The following is a 24,326-nucleotide window of genomic DNA, read 5'->3' as shown; positions in this document are numbered from 1 at the left end:
GCCGCGCGATGTGACCAATCGTGCGATGAGGGGGTTCGGGGGCTTCTTGGCTTCCGACGCGTGTCGCCATTGCGACACCGGTTAGACCGCATCCTGAGGCCGCTCAGATCTCACCGCACGAATTCGTGTCGAAGTGGACGGCGTGTGAAGAAATCGGATCGGGAACCCGGCAGGGCGCTGGCAAGCAATCGCCGAGGTTCACCGTGAACCGGAACACGAAACCAGGAGTAATGCATGCCCTTCGTCCGTAGAATTCGTGCCAAGCACATGGCCGCAACCATCGCCGCCGTACCCGCGGCGTTCCTTCTCACCGTGGCTCCCGCACAGGCGGCTGGCAACACGACCGTTGTCTACACGGACGACAGCGGCAGCACCAAAGCCGGTAAGGCGATCTTCTGGGGCGGCTACGACCAGGAGGCGTTCCAGGTGTGTGACACGAAGGCGGACGGAATGCGCGTCTGGGCGCACTGGTCATGGGACGGTGGCTCTGTCACCTTGTCGGATGCCGACGGCTCGTCCGCCTTCTGTGACGACAAGCCGTCGCACATTGCCCGCAAGCAGGTTCCGGAGGGCGCCACCGTGGAGATCACGGTCTGCCGCCGCGAGGGAGCCAACGGAGCGAAGAAGGACTGCGGTTTCAACTACGGCAAGGCATGACCTGAATATCCCGGGAGGCGGCCGCGCTGTGACCGGTCGCCTCCCGGGCGTGTCCGCTTGCCTGCGTACGCCCGGTTGAACGGGGCAGACAGCGACGGATGTGGCCCGACGCTTCCGAGCTCACAGCCACACGTGCAACCATCGTCGCTACCCGGAAGTCCCCAAACATATGCGCGCCTCGCTAGGGTGTGGGGCTGTGATGGCCAGCGAGACCTGTGGGGAAGCCTGTGCGTGAATACCTGCTGACGCTCTGCGTGACGGCCGCGGTGACGTATCTGCTGACCGGGCCGGTGCGTAAGTTCGCGATCGTGGCCGGAGCGATGCCGGAGATCCGTGCGCGTGACGTGCACCGGGAACCCACACCGCGGCTCGGCGGTATCGCCATGTTCTTCGGTATGTGCGCCGGCCTGCTCGTCGCCGACCACCTGACCAACCTCAACCAGGTCTTCGAGAGCTCGAACGAACCCCGGGCGCTGCTCTCCGGGGCGGCCGTGATCTGGCTGATCGGGGTCCTGGACGACAAGTTCGAGATCGACGCCCTGATCAAGCTGGGCGGCCAGATGATCGCCGCGGGCGTCATGGTCATGCAGGGGCTGACGATCCTTTGGCTGCCCATCCCGAAGATCGGCACGGTCGCGCTGACTCAGTGGCAGGGCACCCTGCTCACCGTCGCGCTCGTCGTCATCACTATCAACGCGGTCAACTTCGTCGACGGCCTCGACGGCCTCGCCGCTGGCATGGTGTGTATCGCGGCGGCGGCGTTCTTCATGTACACGTACCGCATCTGGTATTCGTACGGCATTGAGGCCGCCGCCCCCGCGACGCTGTTCGCGACCATCCTCATGGGGATGTGCCTTGGCTTTCTGCCGCACAACATGCACCCCGCGCGCATTTTCATGGGGGACTCGGGATCGATGCTGATCGGGCTGGTACTGGCGGCGGGTGCGATCTCAGTCACGGGACAGGTCGACCCGGACAACCTTTTCGGCGGCTCCGAGCGCAGCACTGTGCACCAGATGGTGCCGGTCTACATCCCTCTGCTGATGCCGCTGACCATCATCGCGGTACCGACGGCGGATCTGGTGCTGGCCATCGTCCGCCGCACCTGGCGGGGCCAGTCGCCATTTGCCGCGGACCGCGGCCATCTGCACCACCGGCTCCTGGAGATCGGCCACTCGCACAGCCGGGCGGTGCTGATCATGTACTTCTGGTCGGCGCTGATCGCGTTCGGTGCCCTGTCGTACTCGGTCAACTCGGCCTCGATGTGGATCGTGCTCGGCATCGTCTTCCTGAGCGCGATCGGGCTCGTGCTGCTTCTGCTGCCGCGCTTCACGCCGCGGACGCCGCGCTGGGCCGAGCACCTGGTGCCGCCGCGGTATCGCCGTCGCAGGGCCGGAGTTGACCCTGTCGTGGTGTTGGCGGAGGAAGACCGTGACCCGCGCCCGCCGGTTGCCTCCGGTGTGTCAGGAGTCAACGGGGCGACCGCCGTCGGTGCCCGTTCACGCCTTCTTGACGGTCGTAAAGCGGAGTCCTCGCGCTGACGCCAAGGTAAGAATCTGACTAAAGCGTTGCCATCTCGTGGGGGGACAAAGCCTCCCTATACCAGACAAGTTGGCCGCTATTTTGCACAGACGCGCACTGTCACTCTCATGTGTGACAGCAAGCACACCTTCTAGGTAAAGACCGCATCAAATAGTTTGTGATACGGTTCACGAGAACCCGGGACAGAGCCGAAGGACCGTAGTGCGACGGTCCATTGGCGTGAGGTTCTCTCTCATCCCGGGACTACGCTCGTCCATGACGACACGCCCCCCTTAGCAAGCGGAGTTGCCGCCATGCCGTCCAATGACGCCCGGATTCTCCTTCAAGCCGCTGTGCCCACAGCTGCCGTCGGCGCGATTGCCGCCGTCGTCAGTGGCGTGGTCGCCGGCGGCAAAGGAGCTATTGGGGCAGCCGTTGCGACGCTGATCGTGATCCTCTTCATGGGAATCGGGCTCTACGTTCTGCAGCGCACTGCCAAATCGCTTCCGCACCTGTTCCAGGCGATGGGCCTCATGCTCTTCGCGGCGCAGATTCTGCTGCTGTTCATTTTCCTCGCCGCGTTCAAGCACACCACGCTCTTCAATCCCAAGGCCTTCGCGTTCACGCTGCTCGTCGACACCATCATCTGGACCGCCGCGCAGACCCGTGCCCACATGAAGGCCAAAATCCTCTACGTCGAGCCCGACAAGTCGGGGCACTCGTCGTGAGAGGTAGGGCCGGGATAAGAGGGCGTAAGAGATCCTGCTATCGTCCGGTGCCAACTGCGGCATCGCGGGCGCGGGCATCTGAGCTGACGCCTGCTCAATCGCGAGGCTTGATGCCCCACTGCCGCCCCCACATCCGTAACACCAGTCCAGTGCCGAACCGCGGCCGCGTGCCGCGCCGACACAACGAGGTTGCCGTACCTATGCGCCACGCTGAAGGAGCCCGCGGTGAGTGCTGACCCGACGCAGGTGCTCGCCTTCGAGACCGACTGCCACATCTTCGACGGCTGTGGCTTCCCGGCTCCCGGCCTGCACTCGTTCCTGTTCAAGCCCCTTCTCGGGGACGGCGACAGCAACTTGTACTTCAACAAGACGATGCTGCTGGCGCTGCTCGGCTCGGTCATCGTCATCGGCTTCTTCTGGGCCGCCTTCCGCAAGCCGAAGGTCGTCCCCGGCAAGCTGCAGATGGTCGCCGAGTCCGGCTACGACTTCATCCGCCGCGGTGTCGTCTACGAGACGATCGGCAAGAAGGAAGGCGAGAAGTACGTACCGCTGGTCGTCTCGCTCTTCTTCTTCATCTGGATGATGAACATCTGGTCGATCGTCCCGGTCGCCCAGTTCCCGGTGACGTCGATCATTTCGTACCCGGCCGTCCTCGCGGGCATCGTCTACATCGTGTGGGTGTCGCTGACCTTCAAGCGGCATGGATTCGTCGGCGCCTTCAAGAACTTCAGCGGTTACGACAAGTCGCTCGGCGCGGTTCTCCCGCTGGCGATGGCCATCGAGCTGCTCTCGAACCTGATCGTCCGGCCGTTCACGCACGCGGTGCGACTGTTCGCGAACATGTTCGCGGGCCACACCCTGCTGCTGCTCTTCACGATCGCCAGCTGGTACCTGCTCAACGGCATCGGCATCGCCTACGCGGGTGTCTCGTTCGTCATGGTCCTCGTGATGACGGCCTTCGAACTCTTCATCCAGGCCCTGCAGGCGTATGTCTTCGTGCTGCTGACCTGCACCTTCATCCAGGGCGCGCTCGCCGAGAACCACTGAGCACCCCCACCAGAACCCCCCTTAGCGTCCGGTGGCCAACCCCCGCCGGTCCGTACAGATAAGGAAGAATCAGCATGGCTGCCACTGAGACCCTCGCTGCCGTCTCCGGTTCGCTCGGCTCCATCGGCTACGGCCTCGCCGCCATCGGTCCCGGCGTCGGCGTCGGCATCATCTTCGGCAACGGCACCCAGGCGCTCGCCCGTCAGCCCGAAGCTGCCGGCCTGATCCGCGCCAACCAGATCCTCGGCTTCGCCTTCTGTGAGGCCCTTGCCCTCATCGGCCTGGTCATGCCGTTCGTCTACGGCGTCTGATCAGTCGATCAGCAACAGCCCACTAGACGAAAGGCACTGACATGAGCCAGCTGCTCATTCTGGCGGCCGAGAAGGAAAACCCTCTCATCCCGCCGATCCCTGAGCTTGTCATCGGCCTGATCGCCTTCGTCATCGTCTTCGGCTTCCTCGCCAAGAAGCTCCTCCCGAACATCAACAAGGTTCTGGACGAGCGCCGCGAGGCCATCGAGGGCGGTATCGAGAAGGCCGAGGCCGCCCAGACCGAGGCACAGAGCGTTCTTGAGCAGTACAAGGCTCAGCTCGCCGAGGCCCGGCACGAGGCCGCGCGTCTGCGCCAGGAGGCGCAGGAGCAGGGCGCCACGCTCATCGCCGAGATGCGCGCGGAAGGCCAGCGGCAGCGCGAGGAGATCGTCGCCGCCGGTCACACGCAGATCGAGGCCGACCGCAAGGCCGCTTCGCAGGCGCTGCGTCAGGACGTGGGCAAGCTCGCCACCGACCTGGCCGGCAAGCTCGTCGGCGAGTCCCTCGAGGACCACGCCCGGCAGAGCCGCGTGATCGACCGTTTCCTCGATGAACTCGAGGAGAAGGCCGAGGCCGCACGATGAACGGAGCGAGCCGCGAGGCCCTGGCAGCCGCACGTGAGCGTCTCGACGCGCTGACGGACTCCACGTCCGTGACCGCGGCGCAGCTCGCCGACGAGCTGGCCGCCGTCACCGCGCTGCTCGGCCGTGAGGTGTCCCTGCGCCGAGTCCTCACCGACCCGGCGCAGGACGGCGAGGCCAAGGCCGCGCTGGCCGAGCGCCTGCTCGGCGGCCAGGTCGGCGGCCCCGCCCTCGACCTGCTGTCCGGCATGGTGCGCTCCCGCTGGTCGCAGTCCCGCGACCTGGTGGACGCGCTGGAGGAGCTGGCGGCAACCGCCGACCTCACGGCCGCCCAGCAGTCGGGCGAGCTCGACGACGTCGAGGACGAGCTGTTCCGGTTCGGCCGGATCGTCTCCTCGAACACCGGGCTGCGCGCCGCGCTGACCGACCGCGCCGCGACCACCACGGCCAAGAGCGAGCTGCTGCGCAGCCTGCTCGGCGGCCGGGCCAGGCCGGCCACCGAGCGACTGGTGACGCGCCTGGTGACCGCGCCCCGGGGACGTAGCCTGGAAGCGGGACTCGAGTCCCTGTCCAAGCTCGCCGCCGAGCGCCGCAGCCGCCTGGTCGCGGTCGTCACCACGGCGGTCCCGCTGAGCGACCCGCAGAAGCAGCGCCTGGGCGCCGCCCTCGCGAAGCTCTACGGCCGCCCCATGCACCTGAACATCGACGTGGACCCCGAGGTCCTCGGCGGTATCCGGGTGCAGGTCGGCGACGAGGTCATCAACGGCTCCATCGCGGACCGCCTCGATGACGCCACCCGCCGCATGGCGAGCTAGCAGCACCACAACAAAGACGTAGTAAGGCGGCCCGAGTTGGGCCGTGCAGAGGATTCACCTCGTTCAGGGGGGAGTCCCCCATCCCCCCAAGTGAAACTTCGGGCCCAACAAGGAGAGCAGGGAACCCAGATGGCGGAGCTCACGATCCGGCCGGAGGAGATCCGGGACGCGCTGGAGAACTTCGTCCAGTCGTACAAGCCGGACGCGGCCTCGCGCGAGGAGGTCGGTACGGTCACCCTTGCCGGCGACGGCATCGCGAAGGTCGAGGGCCTGCCCTCGGCCATGGCCAACGAACTGCTGAAGTTCGAGGACGGCACCCTCGGTCTTGCGCTCAACCTCGAAGAGCGTGAGATCGGTACCGTCATCCTCGGCGAGTTCAGCGGTGTCGAGGAGGGCCAGCCGGTCACCCGCACCGGAGAGGTCCTGTCCGTCGCCGTCGGCGAGGGCTACCTCGGCCGTGTCGTCGACCCGCTCGGCAACCCGATCGACGGCCTCGGCGAGATCGAGACCACCGGTCGCCGCGCGCTGGAGCTGCAGGCCCCGGGCGTCATGGCCCGTAAGTCGGTGCACGAGCCGATGGAGACCGGCTACAAGGCCGTCGACGCGATGACCCCGATCGGCCGCGGCCAGCGCCAGCTGATCATCGGCGACCGCCAGACGGGCAAGACCGCCCTGGCCGTCGACACGATCATCAACCAGCGCGACAACTGGCGCTCGGGCGACGTGAACAAGCAGGTCCGCTGCATCTACGTCGCCATCGGCCAGAAGGGCTCCACCATCGCCTCCGTGCGTGGTGCGCTCGAAGAGGCCGGCGCCCTGGAGTACACGACCATCGTCGCCGCCCCGGCGTCCGACCCGGCCGGCTTCAAGTACCTGGCGCCGTACACCGGTTCGGCCATCGGCCAGCACTGGATGTACGACGGCAAGCACGTCCTCATCATCTTCGACGACCTCTCCAAGCAGGCCGACGCCTACCGCGCCGTGTCCCTGCTGCTGCGCCGCCCGCCGGGCCGCGAGGCCTACCCGGGTGACGTCTTCTACCTGCACTCCCGTCTGCTGGAGCGCTGCGCGAAGCTCTCCGACGAGATGGGCAAGGGCTCGATGACCGGTCTGCCGATCGTCGAGACCAAGGCCAACGACGTCTCGGCGTTCATCCCGACCAACGTCATCTCCATCACCGACGGCCAGTGCTTCCTGGAGTCGGACCTCTTCAACGCCGGTCAGCGCCCCGCGCTGAACGTCGGTATCTCCGTCTCCCGAGTCGGTGGTTCCGCGCAGCACAAGGCGATGAAGCAGGTCTCCGGCCGACTGCGCCTCGACCTCGCCCAGTACCGCGAGCTGGAGGCGTTCGCCGCCTTCGGTTCCGACCTGGACGCCGCGTCGAAGGCCCAGCTGGAGCGCGGTCAGCGTCTGGTCGAGCTGCTCAAGCAGCCGCAGTACCAGCCGATGCCCACCGAGGACCAGGTCGTCTCCGTGTGGTCCGCGACCACCGGCAAGATGGACGACGTACCGGTCGACGACATCCGCCGCTTCGAGAAGGAGCTGCTCGAGTACCTGCACCGCAAGGAGCAGGGCCTCATGACCTCCATCAAGGAGGGCGGCAAGATGTCGGACGACACCCTCACCGCCGCCGCGGACGCGATCACCGAGTTCAAGAAGCAGTTCGAGACCTCGGACGGCAAGCTCCTCGGCGAGGACGCCCCGGCCGCGGCCAAGTGACGTAGGAAGGGACCTGACTCATGGGAGCCCAGCTCCGGGTCTACAAGCGTCGCATCCGATCCGTCACCGCGACCAAGAAGATCACCAAGGCGATGGAGATGATCGCCGCCTCGCGCGTCGTCAAGGCGCACCGCAAGGTGCAGGCCTCGACGCCGTACGCGAAGGAACTGACGCGCGCGGTCACGGCGGTCGGTACGGGTTCCAACACCCGGCACCCGCTGACCACCGAGGCGGAGTCGCCGACCCGTTCCGCGGTTCTGCTCCTCACGAGCGACCGCGGTCTGGCCGGCGCCTTCAACGCCAACGCCATCAAGGCCGCGGAGCAGCTGACCGCGCGTCTCGTGGCCGAGGGCAAGGAGGTCGACACGTACATCGTCGGCCGCCGCGGTGTCGCCCACTACAACTTCCGTGAGCGCAAGATCTCGGAGCAGTGGACCGGCTTCACCGACGAGCCCACGTACGCGGACGCGAAGAAGGTCGCGGGTCCGCTGATCGAGGCCATCGAGCGGGACACGGCGGAGGGCGGCGTGGACGAACTCCACATCGTCTACACCGAGTTCGTCTCGATGATGACGCAGACGGCGGTCGACAGCCGCCTGCTGCCCCTCAGCCTCGAAGAGGTCGCGGAGGAAGCCACGCCCCAGGGCGAGATCCTTCCGCTGTACGACTTCGAGCCGTCGGCGGAGGACGTCCTGGACGCCCTTCTGCCGCGGTACGTCGAGAGCCGTATCTACAACGCGCTGCTCCAGTCGGCCGCCTCCAAGCACGCGGCCACCCGCCGCGCGATGAAGTCGGCGACCGACAACGCGGGAGACCTGATCACCACGCTCTCCCGTCTTGCCAACGCGGCCCGCCAGGCCGAAATCACCCAGGAAATCAGCGAGATCGTCGGTGGCTCCGCAGCCCTGGCCGACGCGACCGCGGGGAGTGACAAGTAATGACGACGACAGTTGAGACGGCCGTTGCCACGGGCCGCGTCGCCCGGGTCATCGGCCCGGTCGTCGACGTGGAGTTCCCCGTCGACGCGATGCCGGAGATCTACAACGCTCTGCACGTCGAGGTGGCCGACCCGGCCCAGGACGGTGCGAAGAAGACGCTGACCCTGGAAGTCGCCCAGCACCTGGGTGACGGCCTGGTCCGCACGATCTCGATGCAGCCCACCGACGGTCTGGTCCGCCAGGCCCCGGTCACCGACACCGGCGACGGCATCACCGTCCCGGTCGGCGACTTCACCAAGGGCAAGGTGTTCAACACCCTCGGCGAGGTGCTGAACGTCGACGAGAAGTACACGGGCGAGCGTTGGTCCATCCACCGCAAGGCCCCGAACTTCGACGAGCTCGAGTCGAAGACCGAGATGTTCGAGACCGGCGTCAAGGTCATCGACCTGCTCACCCCGTACGTCAAGGGCGGCAAGATCGGCCTGTTCGGCGGTGCCGGCGTCGGCAAGACGGTGCTCATCCAGGAGATGATCTACCGCGTCGCCAACAACCACGACGGTGTCTCCGTGTTCGCCGGTGTCGGCGAGCGCACCCGTGAGGGCAACGACCTCATCGAGGAGATGGCCGACTCGGGCGTCATCGACAAGACCGCGCTGGTCTTCGGTCAGATGGACGAGCCCCCGGGCACCCGTCTGCGCGTGGCCCTCGCGGGTCTGACCATGGCGGAGTACTTCCGCGATGTGCAGAAGCAGGACGTGCTGTTCTTCATCGACAACATCTTCCGCTTCACGCAGGCCGGTTCCGAGGTCTCGACCCTGCTCGGCCGTATGCCCTCCGCGGTGGGCTACCAGCCGAACCTGGCCGACGAGATGGGTCTCCTCCAGGAGCGCATCACCTCGACCCGCGGTCACTCGATCACCTCGATGCAGGCGATCTACGTCCCCGCGGACGACCTGACCGACCCGGCTCCGGCCACCACCTTCGCCCACCTCGACGCGACGACGGTTCTGTCCCGTCCGATCTCCGAGAAGGGCATCTACCCGGCCGTGGACCCGCTGGACTCCACGTCCCGCATCCTCGACCCGCGCTACATCTCGGCGGAGCACTACGCCACCGCGATGCGCGTGAAGACGGTCCTCCAGAAGTACAAGGACCTGCAGGACATCATCGCGATCCTCGGTATCGACGAGCTGGGCGAGGAGGACAAGCTCACCGTCCACCGTGCCCGTCGCGTGGAGCGCTTCCTGTCCCAGAACACCCACGTCGCCAAGCAGTTCACCGGCGTCGACGGGTCGGACGTCCCGCTGGACGAGTCGATCGTGGCCTTCAACTCGATCATCGACGGCGAGTACGACCACTTCCCGGAGCAGGCGTTCTTCCTCTGCGGTGGTATCGAGGACCTGAAGGCGAACGCGAAGGAGCTGGGCGTCTCCTGACCCCGTGCTTCACCTGAGGGGGTGGGGCCGTGTCCCACCCCCTCTTTCACGCCCCCTAGAATTGAAACCAACACCCGGCACGACCGCCGGGTGGTGACCCGAGGAGCCCACCTTGGCTGCTGAGCTGCATGTCGAGCTCGTCGCCGCGGACCGCCAGGTCTGGTCCGGCGAGGCCACCCTGGTCGTCGCGCGCACCACGTCCGGCGACATCGGCGTCATGCCCGGTCACCAGCCGCTGCTCGGTGTGCTGGAGTCGGGCCCGGTGACCATCCGTACGAGCGACGGAGGGACGGTCGTCGCCGCGGTGCACGGCGGTTTCATCTCGTTCGCGGACAACAAGCTGTCGCTGCTCGCCGAGATCGCCGAGCTGTCGGACGAGATCGACGTCCAGCGCGTGGAGCGGGAGCTGGAGCGTGCGAAGGCGGAGGGCGACGAGTCCGCCGAGCGCCGCGCGGACGTCCGACTGCGTGCGGTGGAGACCCGCTGAACCCAGAAGTGACGCGATGACGTGACTCAGCCGCGGCTGGGACCGGAGGAATCCGGCCCCAGCCGCGGCTGAGGCGAATGTGGGTGTTTTTTCCGTTCCGTTACCTGTTTTACCTAGGAGACGAGGAGGTCGGTGTCGATGGTCCTCGCTCTGACTGCGTGCGGAATCGTGGTGGCCCTGGTAGTCGTGGGGCTGTTCGTCTTCGGCCTGCGCCGCAGACTCATCCAGCGTTCCGGCGGCACCTTCGACTGTTCGCTCCGCTGGGACGTCCCCGAGAAACCCGACACCAACGGCAAGGGCTGGAGCTACGGCGTCGCCCGCTACAACGGCGACCGCATCGAGTGGTACCGCGTCTTCTCCTACGCCTACCGCCCGCGCCGCACCCTGGAACGCTCGGCGATCGAGGTCGCCGGCCGCCGTCTCCCCGAGGGCGAGGAGGAACTCGCCCTGCTCTCCGACGCGGTGATCCTGACCTGTCTGCACCGCGGCACCCGGCTCGAACTCGCCATGAGCGACGACGCGTTGACGGGTTTCCTGGCCTGGCTCGAGGCGGCCCCGCCCGGCCAGCGGGTCAACGTGGCGTGACCGGGCACACCGGGTTGGGCACGTCGGCCTGACCGACGACGGCGGTGCCGTGCGCGGCGCCGAGTGTCACGGTGACGTCGACCGGCCCGGCGGCCATGACGGCGGCGGCGACCGCTGTGGCGAGGGCACTGGCCGGTGCGGCCCAGGAACAGCCGGTGGAACTGCGGGATGTGGACCTGCGCTTCATGGTTTCCCCCGTGGTGCGGTGTTGCTCGTAGGACCACGATGCCCAGGTCGAAGGCTTGCTACCGGCGCCGATCGGCCTTCGCTCCGGGCCGAAGGGCCCCCTGGGGCGCACGCCGGGGGCGCGTGGCGCAGACAACACGCCGCGGACGGACCGGAGTGGTCCGCCCGCGGCGGTCGGGTGCTGAGCGGTGTGGGGATCAGCTCAGCCCGCTGTTGATGGCGGTCACCAGCTCACCGTTGCTGGTGTCGCCGCTGAAGTCCCAGAAGAACGCGCCGCCCAGACCCTGGGTCTTGGCCCAGCTCATCTTTCCGGCGATGGTGCTCGGGGTGTCGTAGGACCACCAGTTGTTGCCGCAGTGGGCGTACGCCGTGCCCGCGATGGTGCCGGTGGCCGGGCAGGTCGTCTTGAGGACCTTGTAGTCCTCGATGCCCTGCTCGTAGGTGCCGGGCGCCGGGCCGGTGGCGGTGCCGCCGGGGGCGTCCTGGGTGACGCCGGTCCAGCCCCTGCCGTAGAAGCCGATGCCGATCAGGAGCTTGTTGGCGGGGACTCCCTTCGCCTTGAACTTGGCGATCGCGTCCGCCGTGGTGAAGCCGGGGGTCGGGATGCCGCTGTAGGTGGTGAGCGGGGAGTGCGGGGCGGTCGGGCCGGTCGGGTTGAAGGCGCCGAAGAAGTCGTACGTCATGACGTTGTACCAGTCGACGTACTGGGCCGCGCCCGCGTAGTCGGCGGCGTCGATCTTGCCGCCGGAGGTGCCGTCGGCCGTGGTGGCGGCGGTGACCAGGTTGTTGGAGCCGAACTTGGCGCGCAGGGCCTGCATCAGGTTCTTGTAGGCCGCGGCGCCGCTGGTGTCGCAGGAGAGCCCGCAGGCGTTCGGGTACTCCCAGTCGATGTCGATGCCGTCGAAGATGTCGGCCCAGCGCGGGTCCTCGACCAGGTTGTAGCAGGAGTTGGCGAATGCGGTCGGGTTGGCCGCGGCCTGGCCGAAGCCGCCGGACCAGGTCCAGCCGCCGAAGGACCACAGGATCTTGATGTTCGGGTACTTGGCCTTCAGCTCGCGCAGCTGGTTGAAGTTGCCCGCGACCGGCTGGTCCCAGGTGTCGGCGACGCCGCTGACCGACTGGTCGGCGGTGAACGTCTTCTGGTAGTCGGCGTAGGCGTCACCGATCGCGCACTGGCCGTTCGTCACGTTGCCGAAGGCGTAGTTGATGTGCGTGATCTTCGCGGCGGAGCCGGAGGTCACCAGGTTCTTGACCTGGTAGTTGCGGTCGTAGGTGCCCCACTCGGTGAGGTACCCGAGCTTGACCTTGCTGCCGCCGGTCGGGGGAGTGGTCGTACCGCCCGTGGTGTGCACGGCGACGGCGCCGCTGACCGGTCCGGTCTGGTCGGCGGTGTCGCGGGCCTGCACGGTGTACGAGTAGTCGGTGCCGGCGGTCAGGCCGGTGTTCGTGTACGACGTCGTCGTGACGGTGGCGACCTTGGTGCCGTCGCGCAGGACGTCGTAGTTCTTGATGCCCTTGTCGTCGGTGGCGGCCGACCAGGAGAGGTTCACCGAGGTGTTGGTGATGCCGGAGGCGGTGGGGGTGCCGGGGGCGGAGGGGGCCGCGTCACCGGGGACCGTGGTGCCGCCGTCACAACTGCCGCCGTTCAGCGCGCAGTTGGTGGGCGAGCCGCTGCCGGCGCCGTTGAAGCCGAAGGAGACGGAGGCGCCCGCGGCGATGGTGCCGTTGTAGGACTTGTTCTTCGCGGTCCAGTGGTTGCCGGAGCTGGTGACGTCCGCGTCCCAGGCCGACGTGACGGACGTGCCGGTGGGGAAGTCCCACGTGATCGTCCATGAACTGATCGCGCTGGTACCGGTGTTCTTCACGGTCCACTGACCGCCGAAGCCGGTGCCCCAGTCACTGGTCTTGGTGAAGGTGGCGGTCGCGGTCGAGGCGGCCTGGGCGGGAGCCGCCAGTCCGACGAGCACGGCGAGCGGAAGCAGCAGGGTGGCGAACCCGGCAACTGCTCGATGTCTGAAGCGCATTGAGCGCCTCCTCGGGGTGTCGGGGGGTGTCTCGAGGATCGGGGCGCGACTGAGCCTTCGCACCACGGTGCCGCGAGAATAGAAAGGTCTGGACCACGGGTCAATAGGTCTGGACCACTTCCGCGCCAGTGCGCTAAACCCCCAACTCCTCAGCCAGTACGGCCGCTTGCCCCCGTCCGCGCGTCCGAGCGGGGACGAGGGCACCGCCGCGGCGCCCGGCTAGCGCTCCCCGCCCGGCACCCACAACACGTCCCCCGTCTCCTTGTTGGCCGTGCGGGCCAGGATGAACAGGAGGTCGGACAGGCGGTTCAGATACGTCGCCGTCAGGGGATTCATCACCTCGCCGTGGGCTTCAAGTGCCGACCAGGTCGAGCGTTCCGCGCGGCGGACGACCGTGCAGGCCTGGTGGAGGAGGGCCGCGCCCGGGGTGCCGCCGGGGAGGATGAAGGAGCGGAGTTTCTCCAGTTGCCCGTTGAAGTCGTCGCAGTCCGACTCCAGTTTGTCGATGTAGAACTGCTCGACCCGCAGGGGCGGGAACTCCGGGTTCTCCACCACCGGGGTGCACAGGTCCGCGCCGACGTCGAAGAGGTCGTTCTGGACGCGGGTGAGGACCTTGACGACGTCCTCGGGGAGGGCGCCGAGGGCGATGGCCGTGCCGATCGCCGCGTTCGCCTCGTTGGTGTCGGCGTACGCCGAGATCCGGACGTCGGTCTTGGCGACCCGGCTCATGTCGCCGAGGGCGGTGGTGCCCTGGTCGCCGGTCCTGGTGTAGATGCGCGTCAGATTGACCATACGGCCAGCGTAGTGAGGCCCCGGGGTTTCGGCGAAGGGGGTCAACTAGGCCGTCCGGGCGGTCGAATGGCCCGTGCCGGTGTGATGTCCGTCAGATGAGACGTGACGCGCGTTACTAACCGGTCACACAGCGCCGCAGCTTCGCTAAGGTCCGCCGAGAGGCATACGGATACACGCTGTAAGCGTTTCAAAGGGGAGTCGCACAGTGGCACGGAAGCTTGCCGTCATCGGCGCCGGACTCATGGGTTCCGGAATCGCCCAGGTCTCCGCGCAGGCGGGCTGGGACGTCGTCCTGCGCGATGTCACCGACGAGGCGCTCAAGCGCGGTACGGACGGCATCAAGGCCTCGTACGACAAGTTCGTCAGCAAGGGCAAGCTGGAGGCGCACGACGCCGACACGGCCCTCGGGCGGATCACGGCGACCACCGATCTGGACGCCGTCGCCGACGCGGACATCGTCGTCGAGGCCGTCTTCGAGAAGCTGGAAGTCAAGCACGAGATCTTCCGCGCGCTGGACAAGATCGTGCGCGAGGACGCCGTCCTCGCCTCCAACACCTCCGCCATCCCGATCACGAAGATCGCGGCCGTGACGGAGCGTCCGGAGCGCGTCGTGGGCGCGCACTTCTTCTCGCCGGTGCCGATGATGCAGCTGTGCGAGCTGGTGCGCGGCTACAAGACGAGTGACGAAACCCTCGCCACCGCAAGGGAGTTCGCCGAGTCGGTCGGCAAGACCTGCATTGTCGTCAACCGCGACGTCGCCGGGTTCGTGACGACCCGTCTCATCTCGGCGCTCGTCGTCGAGGCGGCGAAGCTGTACGAGTCGGGCGTCGCCACCGCCGAGGACATCGACCTCGCCTGCAAGCTGGGCTTCGGTCACGCGATGGGCCCGCTGGCCACCGCGGACCTCACCGGCGTCGACATCCTGCTGCACGCGACGAGCAACATCTACACCGAGTCACAGGACGAGAAGTTCGCCCCGCCGGAGCTGATGCGCCGAATGGTGGACGCCGGTGACATCGGACGCAAGAGCGGGCAGGGCTTCTACAAGCACTGAATCCGTACAGCCCCCTGACCTGTCACACGCAGGGGTGAATTCGGTATCGGTTCGCTCACAGACGGCAACCTCCCGGCACTTCACACAGTCAGAGGTTGCATCACCTACATCACGGAGTACGCCACCGCACTCACGGGGAGCGCATATGTACATCAGGGGCGACCACGTCGAGCTGGTCGTCGGGGGCCGCCTCGACGTCCGCAGCGCGGCGGACGCCCGTACGGTCCTGCACTCGGCCGTCGACGACGGAGTCGGCGATCTGGTGCTGGACCTGTCCGAGCTCGACTCCTGGGACGCCACCGGCCTCGGCGTGATCATGGGAGCCCATCGACGGGCCGGCCGCTGCGGCCGCCGCCTGGTGCTGCGCGACGTACCGCCGCAGATGCAGCGCCTGCTCGTGGCCACCCGGTTGCACCGCATCCTCGCCATCGAGGGCGGGATCGGCGTGGAGTCGCTGCCCAGGGTGTGACACTTTCGGCGAAAGCGTCACGTTCCGCCGAAGAGCCCTCGTCAGCTGCCCGGGACATGTGCACCGCGCACAATCCTCACGAGACTGTGACGTCTCGGACGGCGCGGTACCCCGGCCTGTCGTAGATACTGTGCGAAGGTTTAGGGTTCGGTCGCCCGCTGCCGCACAACCCTTCGAGCGGGCCCGGACCAGAAGCGACAGCGCGGTGTGCACAAGGCCGGGAGGGGCCCTGGGTCCTGTCGACCCGCACACGACGCTTTTGGGGGGCTTGGACCTATGGACCCGATCGACCGGGGACCCGAGGAGTACGGCCACGACGGCGACGGCACGTCGTCACGTCAGCGCCCGCCGCGGGAACCCCTCACACCCGACTTCGGCCAGCACACACCCGCGCTCGCCCGCACCGTGCAACTGGTCACCGGCGACTTCCTGCTCACCGTCAACCCCGTCGACGGCAGCGAGATCGAGGTCTGCCCGCCGCCCCGGCGCCCCGGCACGCCCGCGAAGCGCGGCGCCGCCGACCGCGCCGAGGCGGACCGCGCGGCCAGACCACCGGTCCCGCCCGGCCTGAACCGCCCCGCGCTGCCCCTCCTGGAACGCCAGGAGGAGCGCGAGCGTCTCGTACGGCTGCTCGCCCGCGGCCGTTCCGTACGCCTCACCGGACCCTCCGGCTCCGGGCGCACCAGCCTGCTCGACCTGGTCGCCGAGGACTGCCTCGACCTCGCCCCCGACGGCGTGATCCGCCTCAGCGGCTTCCACCGCACCGCGGGCGACCTCCTCCACGAGCTCTTCCACGCCGTCTACGACGCGCCCCTGCACCGGCCCGACCGGGACGAACTGCTCGCCCTGACACGGGAGATCGGCGCGGTCGTCGTCCTCGACGACATCGAGTTCGGCGCCGCCGCGCTCGACGAACTCCTCGACGCGACGCCCGAGTGCGCCTTCCTGATCGCCGCGACCCCGGATGTCCCGGCACCCTCCGCGGACTCCGCCGTCGAGGAGATCTTCCTCGGCGGTCTCGGCAGGCCCGGTGCCGTGGAGGTCCTGGAGCGTGCCGTGGGCCGCGTCCTCACCGAGGAGGAGGCGAACTGGGCGGGCGACCTGTACTTCGAGTCCGAGGGCCTGCCCCTGCGCTTCGTCCAGGCCGGTGCCCTGCTCCGGCAGCGCGACGAACAGCGCGTCGGCACCAGCGCCGTCGAGGAGTTCGGCGTCTTCCAGGACACGCCCCCGGCCGACGCGCCCTTCGACGCCCCGCCGCTCGACCTCGACGACGCCGACGCCGTACCCCTGCCGTCCCTCGGCGAGGCCGCCGCGCCCGCGGCGCTGCTCGCCTCCCGGCTCAGCACCTCCGCGCGGGCCACCCTGCGCTTCGCCGTCGCGCTCGACGGCGAGGTGCCGCACCAGGCGCATCTGCCCGCGCTCGTCGGCGACACCCACGCGGACGCCGCCCTCGGTGAACTCGCGGGCTGCGGACTGGTCTCCCCGGTCGGCTCCCGCTACCGGCTCGCCGCCGGCGTCCAGACCCAGCTGGAGGCCGCCGGATACGCCGACGAGGTCGCGTCCGGCGCCCTCATCGCCGCCCTGCACTACTCCTGGTGGGCCGGGCACCCCTCGGTCACGCCCGCGCGCGTCTGCGCCGAGGCGGACGCCCTGCTCGCCGCCCTCGTCGCGCTGCTGCCGGGGACGACCCCGCCCGGTGACGGCGAGGAGAGCACCACCGTCCACCTCGCCCGCACGGCGGCCCCCGCGTTCGCCGCCGGGCTGCACTGGAGCGCGTGGGAGCGCGTGCTGCGGTCCGGTGCCGAGGCCGCGCAGCTCGCCGCCGATGTGAGTGAACAGGCCTATTTCCAGCACGAGTTGGGGGTCCTCGCGCTCTGCGACGGCGACCTCGACCTGGCCCGGACAGAGCTGGAGTCGTCCATCGGCCTGCGCGCCGCCGTCGCCGACAAGCGCGGCACCGTCGCGGGCCGCCGTGCCCTCGCCCTGGTCGCCGACCGCTCCGGCGTCGCGCTCGCCCTCGGCGCCGAGGCCGGTGAAGAGGTGCCGGACGCGCGGTACGAGGAGTCGGCGTCGCCGGCCGGCGGCACACCGACGCCCTTCCCGCCGCTCCAGCTGCCCGCCGACACGTACACCCTCGTCTCGCACCAGCCGGCCCCGCTCACGTCCCACAACAAGGCCCGGGGCGGCCTGCGCGGCTACGCCCGTCGCAACCTCGTCGCGGCCGGCGCGGGCGTCCTGCTCGCCGCCGTCCTCGGCACGGTCGTCACCCTCGGCGCCACGTCCAACAACAACGCCGACAACCCGTCCGACAAGGTCGGCGTCAACCCGTCGGCCAGCCAGGGCGGCGACGGCGACAGCCTCGGCGCCGACCCGGCCAAGAACGGCGACGGCGACGACACCGGCACGGCGACCAGCAGGCCGACCGACCCGGGTCCCGACGGGACGTACGGCACGTCGGACGATCCGACCCCGCCGGGCAGCAGCGGCCGGCCCTCGGACAAGCCGAGCGGGACGAGCAGTTCGGGGGGCGGGCACACGAGCCCGTCGCCGACGAAGTCCACGAGCAGGCCGACTTCGCCGACCCCGACCACCTCGCATTCGGCGTCTCCGACCCCGACGGATTCGCACAGCTCGCCGCCGCCCACGGACACCGGCTCGCCTTCGCCGACGGACTCCTCCACCGCCCCGTCCACCAACACCTCGGCGAGCGGTGTCGCCTCAAGTGCCCCCGTGGAGACGGCCAGTTCGGCCGCGCCGGAGAGCAGCACGGTGGACACCCCGAGTTCCGCCGCCGCTTCGGGAGACGTCATCTGACCCTCCGTACGACACGAGAGGGCCGGCTCCGATGATCGGAACCGGCCCTTTTCGTCGTGGTGAGATCGGTGTCCGCCGACGCCTGTTCAGAACAGCCGCAGTTTGTCGTCCTCGATGCCGCGCAGGGCGTTGTAGTCCAGGACCGCGCAGCCGATGCCGCGGTCGGTGGCCAGGACGCGGGCCTGCGGCTTGATCTCCTGGGCGGCGAAGATGCCGCGGACCGGGGCGAGATGGGGATCGCGGTTCAACAGCTCCAGGTAGCGGGTGAGTTGCTCCACGCCGTCGATCTCGCCGCGCCGCTTGATCTCGACGGCGACGGTCTGGCCTTCGCCGTCCCGGCAGAGGATGTCGACCGGGCCGATGGCCGTCATGTACTCGCGGCGGATCAGCGTGTAGCCGTCGCCGAGGGTGTCGATGCGGTCGGCGAGCAGCTCCTGGAGGTGCGCTTCCACGCCGTCCTTGATCAGGCCGGGGTCCACGCCGAGTTCGTGCGAGGAGTCGTGGAGGATCTCCTCCATCGTGATGATGAGCTTCTCGCCCGCCTTGTTGATGACGGTCCAGACGTCTGCCGGGTCTTCCGGGGACCCGGACCCCTCCTTCAGCGTGCAGGGCGGCGACATCCAGTTGAGGGGCTTGTAGGCCCGGTCGTCCGCGTGGATGGAGACGCTGCCGTCCGCCTTCACCAGGATGAGACGGGGCGCGGAGGGGAGGTGGGCGGTGAGCCGGCCCGCGTAGTCCACGGAACAGCGGGCAATGACGAGACGCATGGTCGGCAACGCTACTCGACGGGCGAGGGTCCACGCGATTCGCCCACCCGCCGTCCCCGGGCCCCGCCCCTGTTGTCCTGGAAGACCCGTGACGCCCCTTGTTCATTAGTGGCCGATTGTGGGCCCATTGGGAGTTCCCTATGTACGCATTCTCCTGGTGCCGCCATCCTCCGTTGCCTACCGTATAAACGGGAGGTCGCGAGACGTGTACGCAGCGTGTTCGCAATCGCGGTCTCCCTCATCTGTCCGGCAACCCCCGCGAGTTGGGGGTGCGAGAGGAGAACCCATGTCGCTCGACGTCTCACCGGCCCTACTCGAAAAGGCCGAGCGAGGCGAGGTCGACGAAGCTGAATTCGTCGACTGCGTCCGGACCTCCCTGCCTTACGCATGGGAGATGATCAGCTCCCTGGTGGCTCAGCTGAAGGTCGACGGCGGAGCGTTCGCCGACAACCAGACGCCGCCGCCGGACGAGCAGGCACGCGGTCAGTTGTTGCGTGCGCTCGCGAGTGACGCGATACGCGGCGCGCTGCAGCGGCACTTCGGTGTACGCCTGGCCTTCCAGAACTGCCACCGGGTGGCGGTGTTCCCGCTGGACGGCTCGGTGGACGAGACGCTGGCCCGCTTCACCTCGGTGCGCAGTCAGCTGCTGAACCAGTCCCCGGAGTTCAGGGACTGCTGACGCGGCGGACGGCGCACTGCTTGCCGCTCCGTACGCGGGAGGTGTTCTGTACGGGGCGGCAAGCTCCCGCGGTTCGCTCAGCCGAGGTGGGGGAGTACCTCGGCGCCGAGCCGCCGTACGTTCTCCTCGGTCGCCGCCAGGTCTCCGGATCCCTCGACGAGCAGGGCGAAGCGGGAGATGCCGGTCCGCTCGGAGGTCGCCGCGAGCCGGTCGGCGCACAGCCGCGGGGTGCCCACCGGGTGCAGCCCGCAGAGCAGTTCGGTGTACGCGAGGGGGTCGCGCATCCGGCGCTCGCGGTGGTCCACGGTCACATGGGCGCCGAGCCCCTGCCGCAGCCAGCCCGGCATCGCCTTCACCAGCGCCTCGACGGCGTCGGCGCGCCGGTCCGCGATCTGGCAGACGCCGGCCGACACATGGGCCACGCCGCGGATCTCCTCCGCCGGACGGCCCGCCGCCCGGGCCAACTGCCGCCACAGGGCGACCATTTCGGCTTTCTCCTCGTCCCCGACATGCATGCCGAGGAGCATCGGCAGGCCCCGCTCGGCCGCCAGCCGCACGCTCGCGGGGGAGGTGCAGGCGACGACGACCTCGGGGCCCGGTGTGTCCGACAGCGCCTCCGACGGCCGTGGTACGACGGGCACTTCACGGAACGCGAAGCGGTCACCGGTGCCCGCGACCGACGGCTCGCGCAGCCAGCGCATCAGCAGATCGAGTGATTCCGGGAACCCCTGTTCGTACGCGGCGAGGCCCGCGCCGAACACCTCCAGGTCGACCCACGGCCCGCCGCGCCCCACGCCCAGCGAGAAGCGGCCCCCGCTCGTCACGTGCAGCAGCGCGGCCTGCTCGCCCAGGGCGACCGGGTGGACGGTGGGCAGCACGCTGACGGCGGTGCCGACGCGGATGCGCCGGGTGCGGCCCAGCAGGAGGGCCGCCAGGGTGACCGCGGACGGGCAGGTGCCGTAGGGCACGAAGTGGTGCTCGGCCAGCCAGGCCGTGTCGAGACCGGCTTCCTCCGCGATCTCGACCGAGCGCACCGCGCGGTGCAGTGCCTCCCCCTGGCCCTGCCCCGGGAACTGGGCCGCCAACACAAAACTTCCGACGCGCATGGCATTTCCTGCTTCCTTGGCTCCGACACGGAGCTCCCCCACCGGGCATAACCGTCCGACACGTGCCGAGGACACGGCCTGGCAAAGAGATTTGCGGATTGTCTGCAGAATGCGCGGTCCCGAGGGGGACTTGTGTGGGTTGATGCCCTTCGCGTACCCCTGTCCGCGCCACGTACGCTGGACACAGCCCTTGCCTCCTGTATAGCCCCGTGAGGTGTTCTGTGTCCCCGCGTCGCAACCGACCCAAGGAGTCCGGTTCCTCCGGCCAGAGTGCCGACGACGACCGCTCGGGCCGCTACGGCGGCTGGCAGTCCACGGAGCAGTGGCAGGGCGAGGAGTGGAGCGTGCGCCATGTCGCCGGGGCGAGCGCGGAGGGCAAGACGTACCGCTGCCCCGGCTGCGACCAGCAGATCCCGTCCGCCGTCCCGCATGTCGTGGCCTGGCCGGAGCACTCGGGCGTCGACGACCGCCGCCACTGGCACAAGGCCTGCTGGAACGCGAAGGACCGCCGCACCACACGGGTGCAGCGGTCCAGGAACGCGCCGAGATTCTAGCCCGTCCTACGGCTCACACGTCCCGCTGCTCCAGCAGCGCGACGGCGCCCGCGAACGCCAAAGCCGTCACCCCGGCGATGATCCACAGCGGGTCCCAGCCCGAAGGGCCGGAGTCGGTGAGGGAGTTGGAGTAGAAGACGCTCAGCTGGTTCGGGATCGAGTACTCGAACAGCTTCTGGCGTACGTCCTCCAGGGACTGCGAGAACATGAACAGCGCGATGACCAGCGGGGCGAGCACCGCGCCGATCATGACGGTGATCGCGCCCGCCGAGTGCCGGATGATCGAGCCGATGATCAGCGAGAGCAGTCCGAGCAGCGCGACGTAGAGCGAGACGCCGACGGTCCCCTTGAGCCACTCGCCCGCGGACGGGTCCTTCGCGCCGTTGCCCTCCAGCAGCGAGGCGTCCACGAAGGCGATGAACGCCGAGGACGCCAGCGTGACCACGAAGGCGACGGTGAAGAACACGATCGACTTCGCCGCGAGGACCCGGCCGCGGCTGGGGCAGGCGGTCATCGTGGTGCGGATCATGCCCGTGCCGTACTCCGAGGCCGTGGTCAGCACGCCGAGCGTGATGATGCACATGCAGCCCAGCAGCAGGCCGAAGAAGCCGTAGGAGAGCGGGTTCTCGCCGTGCATCTCCGCGGAGGAGTTGCTGACGACGACGGCGGCGAGCAGGCCGATGCCGATGACCAGGACCACGAACACGCCGAGCGTCCAGAGCGTCGAGCGCACCGACTTGATCTTCGTCCACTCGGAGGCGAGCGCGTGCCCGAGATGCGTGCGCACCACCGGGATCGGCGAGGTGTACCCGGCGTACGGCGCGGCTGCCTGCGGCATCGGGGGCTGGGGCGTACTCATCGGGCGTCCTCGGGCTTGGTCAGGTCGGCGGCGGCGGGGGAGGGGGCGGGAGCGGCAGGGGCCGGGGTCGCGTCCGCGGCCGGAGCCGGGGCGGCCGCCGGGGCCTGAACCGCCGGGGCACCCTGAGCCGGGGCCTGGGGCGGCTGTGTCGGCGCCTGCGGGGTCAGGGGCACCGGAGGCCCGTACGGGCCCGGTACCGCCGCGCCGGGCGCCGCAGGGGCGCCGTACGGGTTCGGGGCGCCGTAGGGATTCGCCGGGGGCTGGCCCATGCCGAAGGGCTGCCCGCCGTGCTGCGGTGACGGCGGCGCGTACCAGCCCGGCTGGCCCTGGCCCGGTACCGGCATCGGCGGCTGCGCGCCCGGCGGCAGCTGCTGCATCAGACCGGCCTTCTGGTCGATCGTCGAGCGGTAGTCGACGGCCCCCTGCGTCATCCGCATGTACGCCTCCTCCAGCGAGGCCTGATGCGGGGACAGCTCCCACAGCCGTACGTCCGTGTCGTGCGCGATGTCGCTGATGCGCGGCAGCGGCAGTCCCGTCACGCGCAGCCCGCCGTCCTGCTCGGGCATGACATGACCGCCGGCCTCGGTCAGCGCGGAGGTGAGCTTCTCGCGCAGCTGGGGCTCGGTGTCGGGGGTGCGCACGCGCGCGAAGTCGGCGGAGTTCGCCGAGATGAAGTCCCGCACGCTCATGTCGGACAGGAGCTGCCCGCGGCCGATCACGATGAGCTGGTCGGCGGTCAGCGCCATCTCGCTCATCAGGTGCGAGGAGACGAAGACGGTACGGCCCTCCGCCGCGAGCGCCTTCATCAGGTTGCGCACCCAGAGGATGCCCTCGGGGTCGAGGCCGTTGACCGGCTCGTCGAAGAGCAGGACCTGCGGGTCGCCGAGGAGCGCGGCGGCGATGCCGAGCCGCTGGCCCATGCCGAGGGAGAAGCCCTTGGAGCGCTTTCTCGCCACGTCCTGGAGGCCCACGACCCCGAGCACCTCGTCCACGCGCCGGGCCGGGATGCCCGAGAGCTGGGCCAGGCTCAGCAGATGGCTGCGGGCGCTGCGGCCGCCGTGCACGGCCTTGGCGTCGAGGAGGGCGCCGACCTGTCTGGGCGCGTTCGGCAGCTTGCGGTAGGGGAAGCCGCCGATCGTCACCTGTCCTGACGTGGGGTTGTCCAGGCCGAGGATCATGCGCATCGTCGTCGACTTGCCCGAGCCGTTGGGCCCGAGGAAGCCGGTGACGGCACCGGGCCGCACCTGGAAGGAAAGGTTGTACACGGCGGTCTTGTCGCCGTAGCGCTTGGTCAGGCCGACAGCCTCGATCATGCTCCGCACCCATCGAAAGGATCAGGACAGCAGGGCACACGCCCCCGTAAGGGTTAGGAGGATATCGGGGCGCTGACGGTTCCGCCCAAGAGAAAGTAAAGCAACGTCCCGCGTCAGGCGTCCCGGCGCTTCAGCAGGACGTAGGCGCCGACGAGCGAGGCGAGCACCCACAGGGCCATGATCCCGAAACCGCCCCACGGTCCGTACGGCGAGGAGTCGTCGACCGGCGTGACCACCTGCATGATCTTGCTGCCAGCCTGGTCGGGCAGGTACTGGCCGATCTTCTTCGTCGCGGAGACGTTGCCGAGGATGTTGGAGATCAGGAAGAAGAACGGCATCAGGATGCCCAGCGACAGCATCGGCGAGCGGAGCATCGAGGCGACGCCCATGGAGAACATCGCGATCAGGGTCATGTAGAGCCCGCCGCCGATCACCGCGCGCAGCACACCCGGGTCACCGATCTCCGCCCTGTGCGAGCCGAGCATCGCCTGCCCGAGGAAGAACGTGACGAAGCTGGTCACCATGCCGACGACCAGGCAGAGCACGGTGGCCACCGCGATCTTGCTGAACAGGAAGGTGCCGCGCTGCGGTACGGCCGCGAGCGAGGTGCGGATCATGCCGGTGCTGTACTCGTTCGACACGACGAGCACCCCGAACACGATCATCGCGAGCTGCCCGAGACTCATCCCGGCGAAGCTGATGAACGTCGGGTCGAAGGACAGCTTGTCCTTGGCACTCATGTCGTCGAACTGGCTCTTCGACAGTGCCGAGATCAGCATGCCGAGCCCGATCGTCACCACCACGGCCAGCGAGAGCGTCCACACCGTCGACGCGACGGAACGGATCTTGGTCCACTCCGAGCGGATGACCTGGGTCGCCGCCAT

At 68.8% G+C, this 24,326-nt stretch carries 25 protein-coding genes; 17 read left to right on the top strand and 8 right to left on the bottom strand.

The genetic code is table 11. The annotated features are described in order from the left end of the window. The first annotated feature begins 267 nt into the window (after positions 1-267). The 12 genes from OHT77_RS14565 (at position 268) to OHT77_RS14510 (ending at position 10,825) form a co-directional block, all read left to right on the top strand. A complete protein-coding gene (locus OHT77_RS14565; RefSeq protein ID WP_328828810.1) occupies positions 268-657 on the top strand; it encodes a hypothetical protein in 390 nt (129 codons plus the stop codon). 227 nt (positions 658-884) lie between these two features. After that, positions 885-2,198, top strand: a complete 1,314-nt coding sequence (locus OHT77_RS14560; protein WP_328828809.1) for an MraY family glycosyltransferase — start codon at positions 885-887, stop codon at positions 2,196-2,198. 294 nt (positions 2,199-2,492) lie between these two features. Beyond that, positions 2,493-2,906, top strand: coding sequence for a hypothetical protein (locus tag OHT77_RS14555; RefSeq protein WP_266772596.1), 414 nt, complete (start codon positions 2,493-2,495; stop codon positions 2,904-2,906). A 225-nt stretch (positions 2,907-3,131) separates the two neighbouring features. Further along, positions 3,132-3,953 carry a F0F1 ATP synthase subunit A gene (atpB, locus tag OHT77_RS14550; protein ID WP_328828808.1) on the top strand — a complete coding sequence of 274 codons (822 nt, stop codon included), beginning with the start codon at positions 3,132-3,134 and terminating at the stop codon, positions 3,951-3,953. 74 nt (positions 3,954-4,027) lie between these two features. Further along, entirely contained in the window at positions 4,028-4,264 is a 237-nt protein-coding gene (locus tag OHT77_RS14545; protein ID WP_067273352.1) for a F0F1 ATP synthase subunit C, read from the top strand. Positions 4,265-4,305: 41 nt separating this feature from the next. After that, on the top strand, positions 4,306-4,848 hold the full coding sequence (locus OHT77_RS14540; protein WP_266772599.1) for a F0F1 ATP synthase subunit B: 543 nt from the start codon (positions 4,306-4,308) through the stop codon (positions 4,846-4,848). Then, on the top strand, positions 4,845-5,660 hold the full coding sequence (locus tag OHT77_RS14535) for a F0F1 ATP synthase subunit delta (protein WP_328828807.1): 816 nt from the start codon (positions 4,845-4,847) through the stop codon (positions 5,658-5,660). The genes OHT77_RS14540 and OHT77_RS14535 overlap by 4 nt, the downstream gene beginning before the upstream one ends. Positions 5,661-5,789: 129 nt before the next feature. Then, entirely contained in the window at positions 5,790-7,379 is a 1,590-nt protein-coding gene (atpA, locus tag OHT77_RS14530; protein WP_328828806.1) for a F0F1 ATP synthase subunit alpha, read from the top strand. 20 nt (positions 7,380-7,399) lie between these two features. After that, on the top strand, positions 7,400-8,317 hold the full coding sequence (locus tag OHT77_RS14525; RefSeq protein WP_328828804.1) for a F0F1 ATP synthase subunit gamma: 918 nt from the start codon (positions 7,400-7,402) through the stop codon (positions 8,315-8,317). Beyond that, positions 8,317-9,753 carry a F0F1 ATP synthase subunit beta gene (gene atpD, locus OHT77_RS14520; protein WP_328828803.1) on the top strand — a complete coding sequence of 479 codons (1,437 nt, stop codon included), beginning with the start codon at positions 8,317-8,319 and terminating at the stop codon, positions 9,751-9,753. Before OHT77_RS14525 ends, atpD begins: the two co-directional genes overlap by 1 nt. A gap of 112 nt (positions 9,754-9,865) precedes the next feature. Beyond that, the gene (locus OHT77_RS14515) at positions 9,866-10,240 is read left to right on the top strand and encodes a F0F1 ATP synthase subunit epsilon (protein ID WP_266772606.1); all 375 of its coding nucleotides are present in this window, start codon (positions 9,866-9,868) and stop codon (positions 10,238-10,240) included. 138 nt (positions 10,241-10,378) lie between these two features. Further along, the gene (locus tag OHT77_RS14510; RefSeq protein ID WP_328828801.1) at positions 10,379-10,825 is read left to right on the top strand and encodes a DUF2550 domain-containing protein; all 447 of its coding nucleotides are present in this window, start codon (positions 10,379-10,381) and stop codon (positions 10,823-10,825) included. Here the strand turns inward: OHT77_RS14510 and OHT77_RS14505 are convergent. From OHT77_RS14505 to OHT77_RS14495, 3 genes are all read right to left on the bottom strand, one after another. Continuing rightward, positions 10,812-11,012 carry a hypothetical protein gene (locus OHT77_RS14505; protein WP_328828800.1) on the bottom strand — a complete coding sequence of 67 codons (201 nt, stop codon included), beginning with the start codon at positions 11,010-11,012 and terminating at the stop codon, positions 10,812-10,814. The two genes, OHT77_RS14510 and OHT77_RS14505, sit on opposite strands and share 14 nt — an antisense overlap. 196 nt (positions 11,013-11,208) lie before the next feature. Further along, the gene (locus tag OHT77_RS14500; RefSeq protein ID WP_328828799.1) at positions 11,209-13,035 is read right to left on the bottom strand and encodes a glycoside hydrolase family 18 chitinase; all 1,827 of its coding nucleotides are present in this window, start codon (positions 13,033-13,035) and stop codon (positions 11,209-11,211) included. A gap of 219 nt (positions 13,036-13,254) precedes the next feature. Continuing rightward, positions 13,255-13,827, bottom strand: coding sequence for a cob(I)yrinic acid a,c-diamide adenosyltransferase (locus OHT77_RS14495; protein WP_328828798.1), 573 nt, complete (start codon positions 13,825-13,827; stop codon positions 13,255-13,257). 205 nt (positions 13,828-14,032) lie between these two features. On the opposite strand from OHT77_RS14495, the gene OHT77_RS14490 reads away from it, so the two are divergent. The 3 genes from OHT77_RS14490 (at position 14,033) to OHT77_RS14480 (ending at position 18,164) form a co-directional block, all read left to right on the top strand. Further along, on the top strand, positions 14,033-14,881 hold the full coding sequence (locus OHT77_RS14490; RefSeq protein ID WP_266772614.1) for a 3-hydroxyacyl-CoA dehydrogenase family protein: 849 nt from the start codon (positions 14,033-14,035) through the stop codon (positions 14,879-14,881). 145 nt (positions 14,882-15,026) lie between these two features. Next, on the top strand, positions 15,027-15,350 hold the full coding sequence (locus OHT77_RS14485; protein ID WP_043683078.1) for an STAS domain-containing protein: 324 nt from the start codon (positions 15,027-15,029) through the stop codon (positions 15,348-15,350). 276 nt (positions 15,351-15,626) lie between these two features. After that, positions 15,627-18,164 (top strand): ATP-binding protein, encoded by a 2,538-nt coding sequence (locus OHT77_RS14480; RefSeq protein ID WP_328828797.1) that lies wholly within the window; start codon positions 15,627-15,629, stop codon positions 18,162-18,164. 86 nt (positions 18,165-18,250) lie between these two features. Here the strand turns inward: OHT77_RS14480 and nucS are convergent, their stop codons facing one another. Then, positions 18,251-18,931, bottom strand: a complete 681-nt coding sequence (gene nucS, locus OHT77_RS14475) for an endonuclease NucS (protein ID WP_266772618.1) — start codon at positions 18,929-18,931, stop codon at positions 18,251-18,253. A 286-nt stretch (positions 18,932-19,217) separates the two neighbouring features. On the opposite strand from nucS, the gene OHT77_RS14470 reads away from it, so the two are divergent. After that, entirely contained in the window at positions 19,218-19,610 is a 393-nt protein-coding gene (locus OHT77_RS14470; protein ID WP_019060740.1) for an SCO5389 family protein, read from the top strand. A 77-nt stretch (positions 19,611-19,687) separates the two neighbouring features. Here the strand turns inward: OHT77_RS14470 and OHT77_RS14465 are convergent, their stop codons facing one another. After that, on the bottom strand, positions 19,688-20,716 hold the full coding sequence (locus OHT77_RS14465) for an LLM class flavin-dependent oxidoreductase (protein WP_328828796.1): 1,029 nt from the start codon (positions 20,714-20,716) through the stop codon (positions 19,688-19,690). A gap of 221 nt (positions 20,717-20,937) precedes the next feature. On the opposite strand from OHT77_RS14465, the gene OHT77_RS14460 reads away from it, so the two are divergent. Then, positions 20,938-21,270: an ATP/GTP-binding protein gene (locus tag OHT77_RS14460; protein ID WP_266772624.1), complete on the top strand. Its 333-nt coding sequence runs from the start codon at positions 20,938-20,940 to the stop codon at positions 21,268-21,270. 13 nt (positions 21,271-21,283) lie between these two features. Here OHT77_RS14460 and OHT77_RS14455 read toward each other — a convergent pair whose 3' ends face one another. The 3 genes from OHT77_RS14455 to OHT77_RS14445 form a co-directional block, all read right to left on the bottom strand. Next, the gene (locus OHT77_RS14455; protein WP_328828795.1) at positions 21,284-22,129 is read right to left on the bottom strand and encodes an ABC transporter permease; all 846 of its coding nucleotides are present in this window, start codon (positions 22,127-22,129) and stop codon (positions 21,284-21,286) included. After that, positions 22,126-23,442, bottom strand: coding sequence for an ABC transporter ATP-binding protein (locus tag OHT77_RS14450; protein WP_328828793.1), 1,317 nt, complete (start codon positions 23,440-23,442; stop codon positions 22,126-22,128). Before OHT77_RS14450 ends, OHT77_RS14455 begins: the two co-directional genes overlap by 4 nt. 113 nt (positions 23,443-23,555) lie before the next feature. After that, positions 23,556-24,326, bottom strand: a complete 771-nt coding sequence (locus OHT77_RS14445) for an ABC transporter permease (protein ID WP_266772630.1) — start codon at positions 24,324-24,326, stop codon at positions 23,556-23,558.

Source organism: Streptomyces sp. NBC_00252 (genome assembly GCF_036187565.1).
GTDB lineage: Bacteria > Actinomycetota > Actinomycetes > Streptomycetales > Streptomycetaceae > Streptomyces.
The sequence above is the reverse complement of the archived record's forward strand: the minus strand, read 5'-3'. Positions and strand labels throughout refer to the sequence as shown.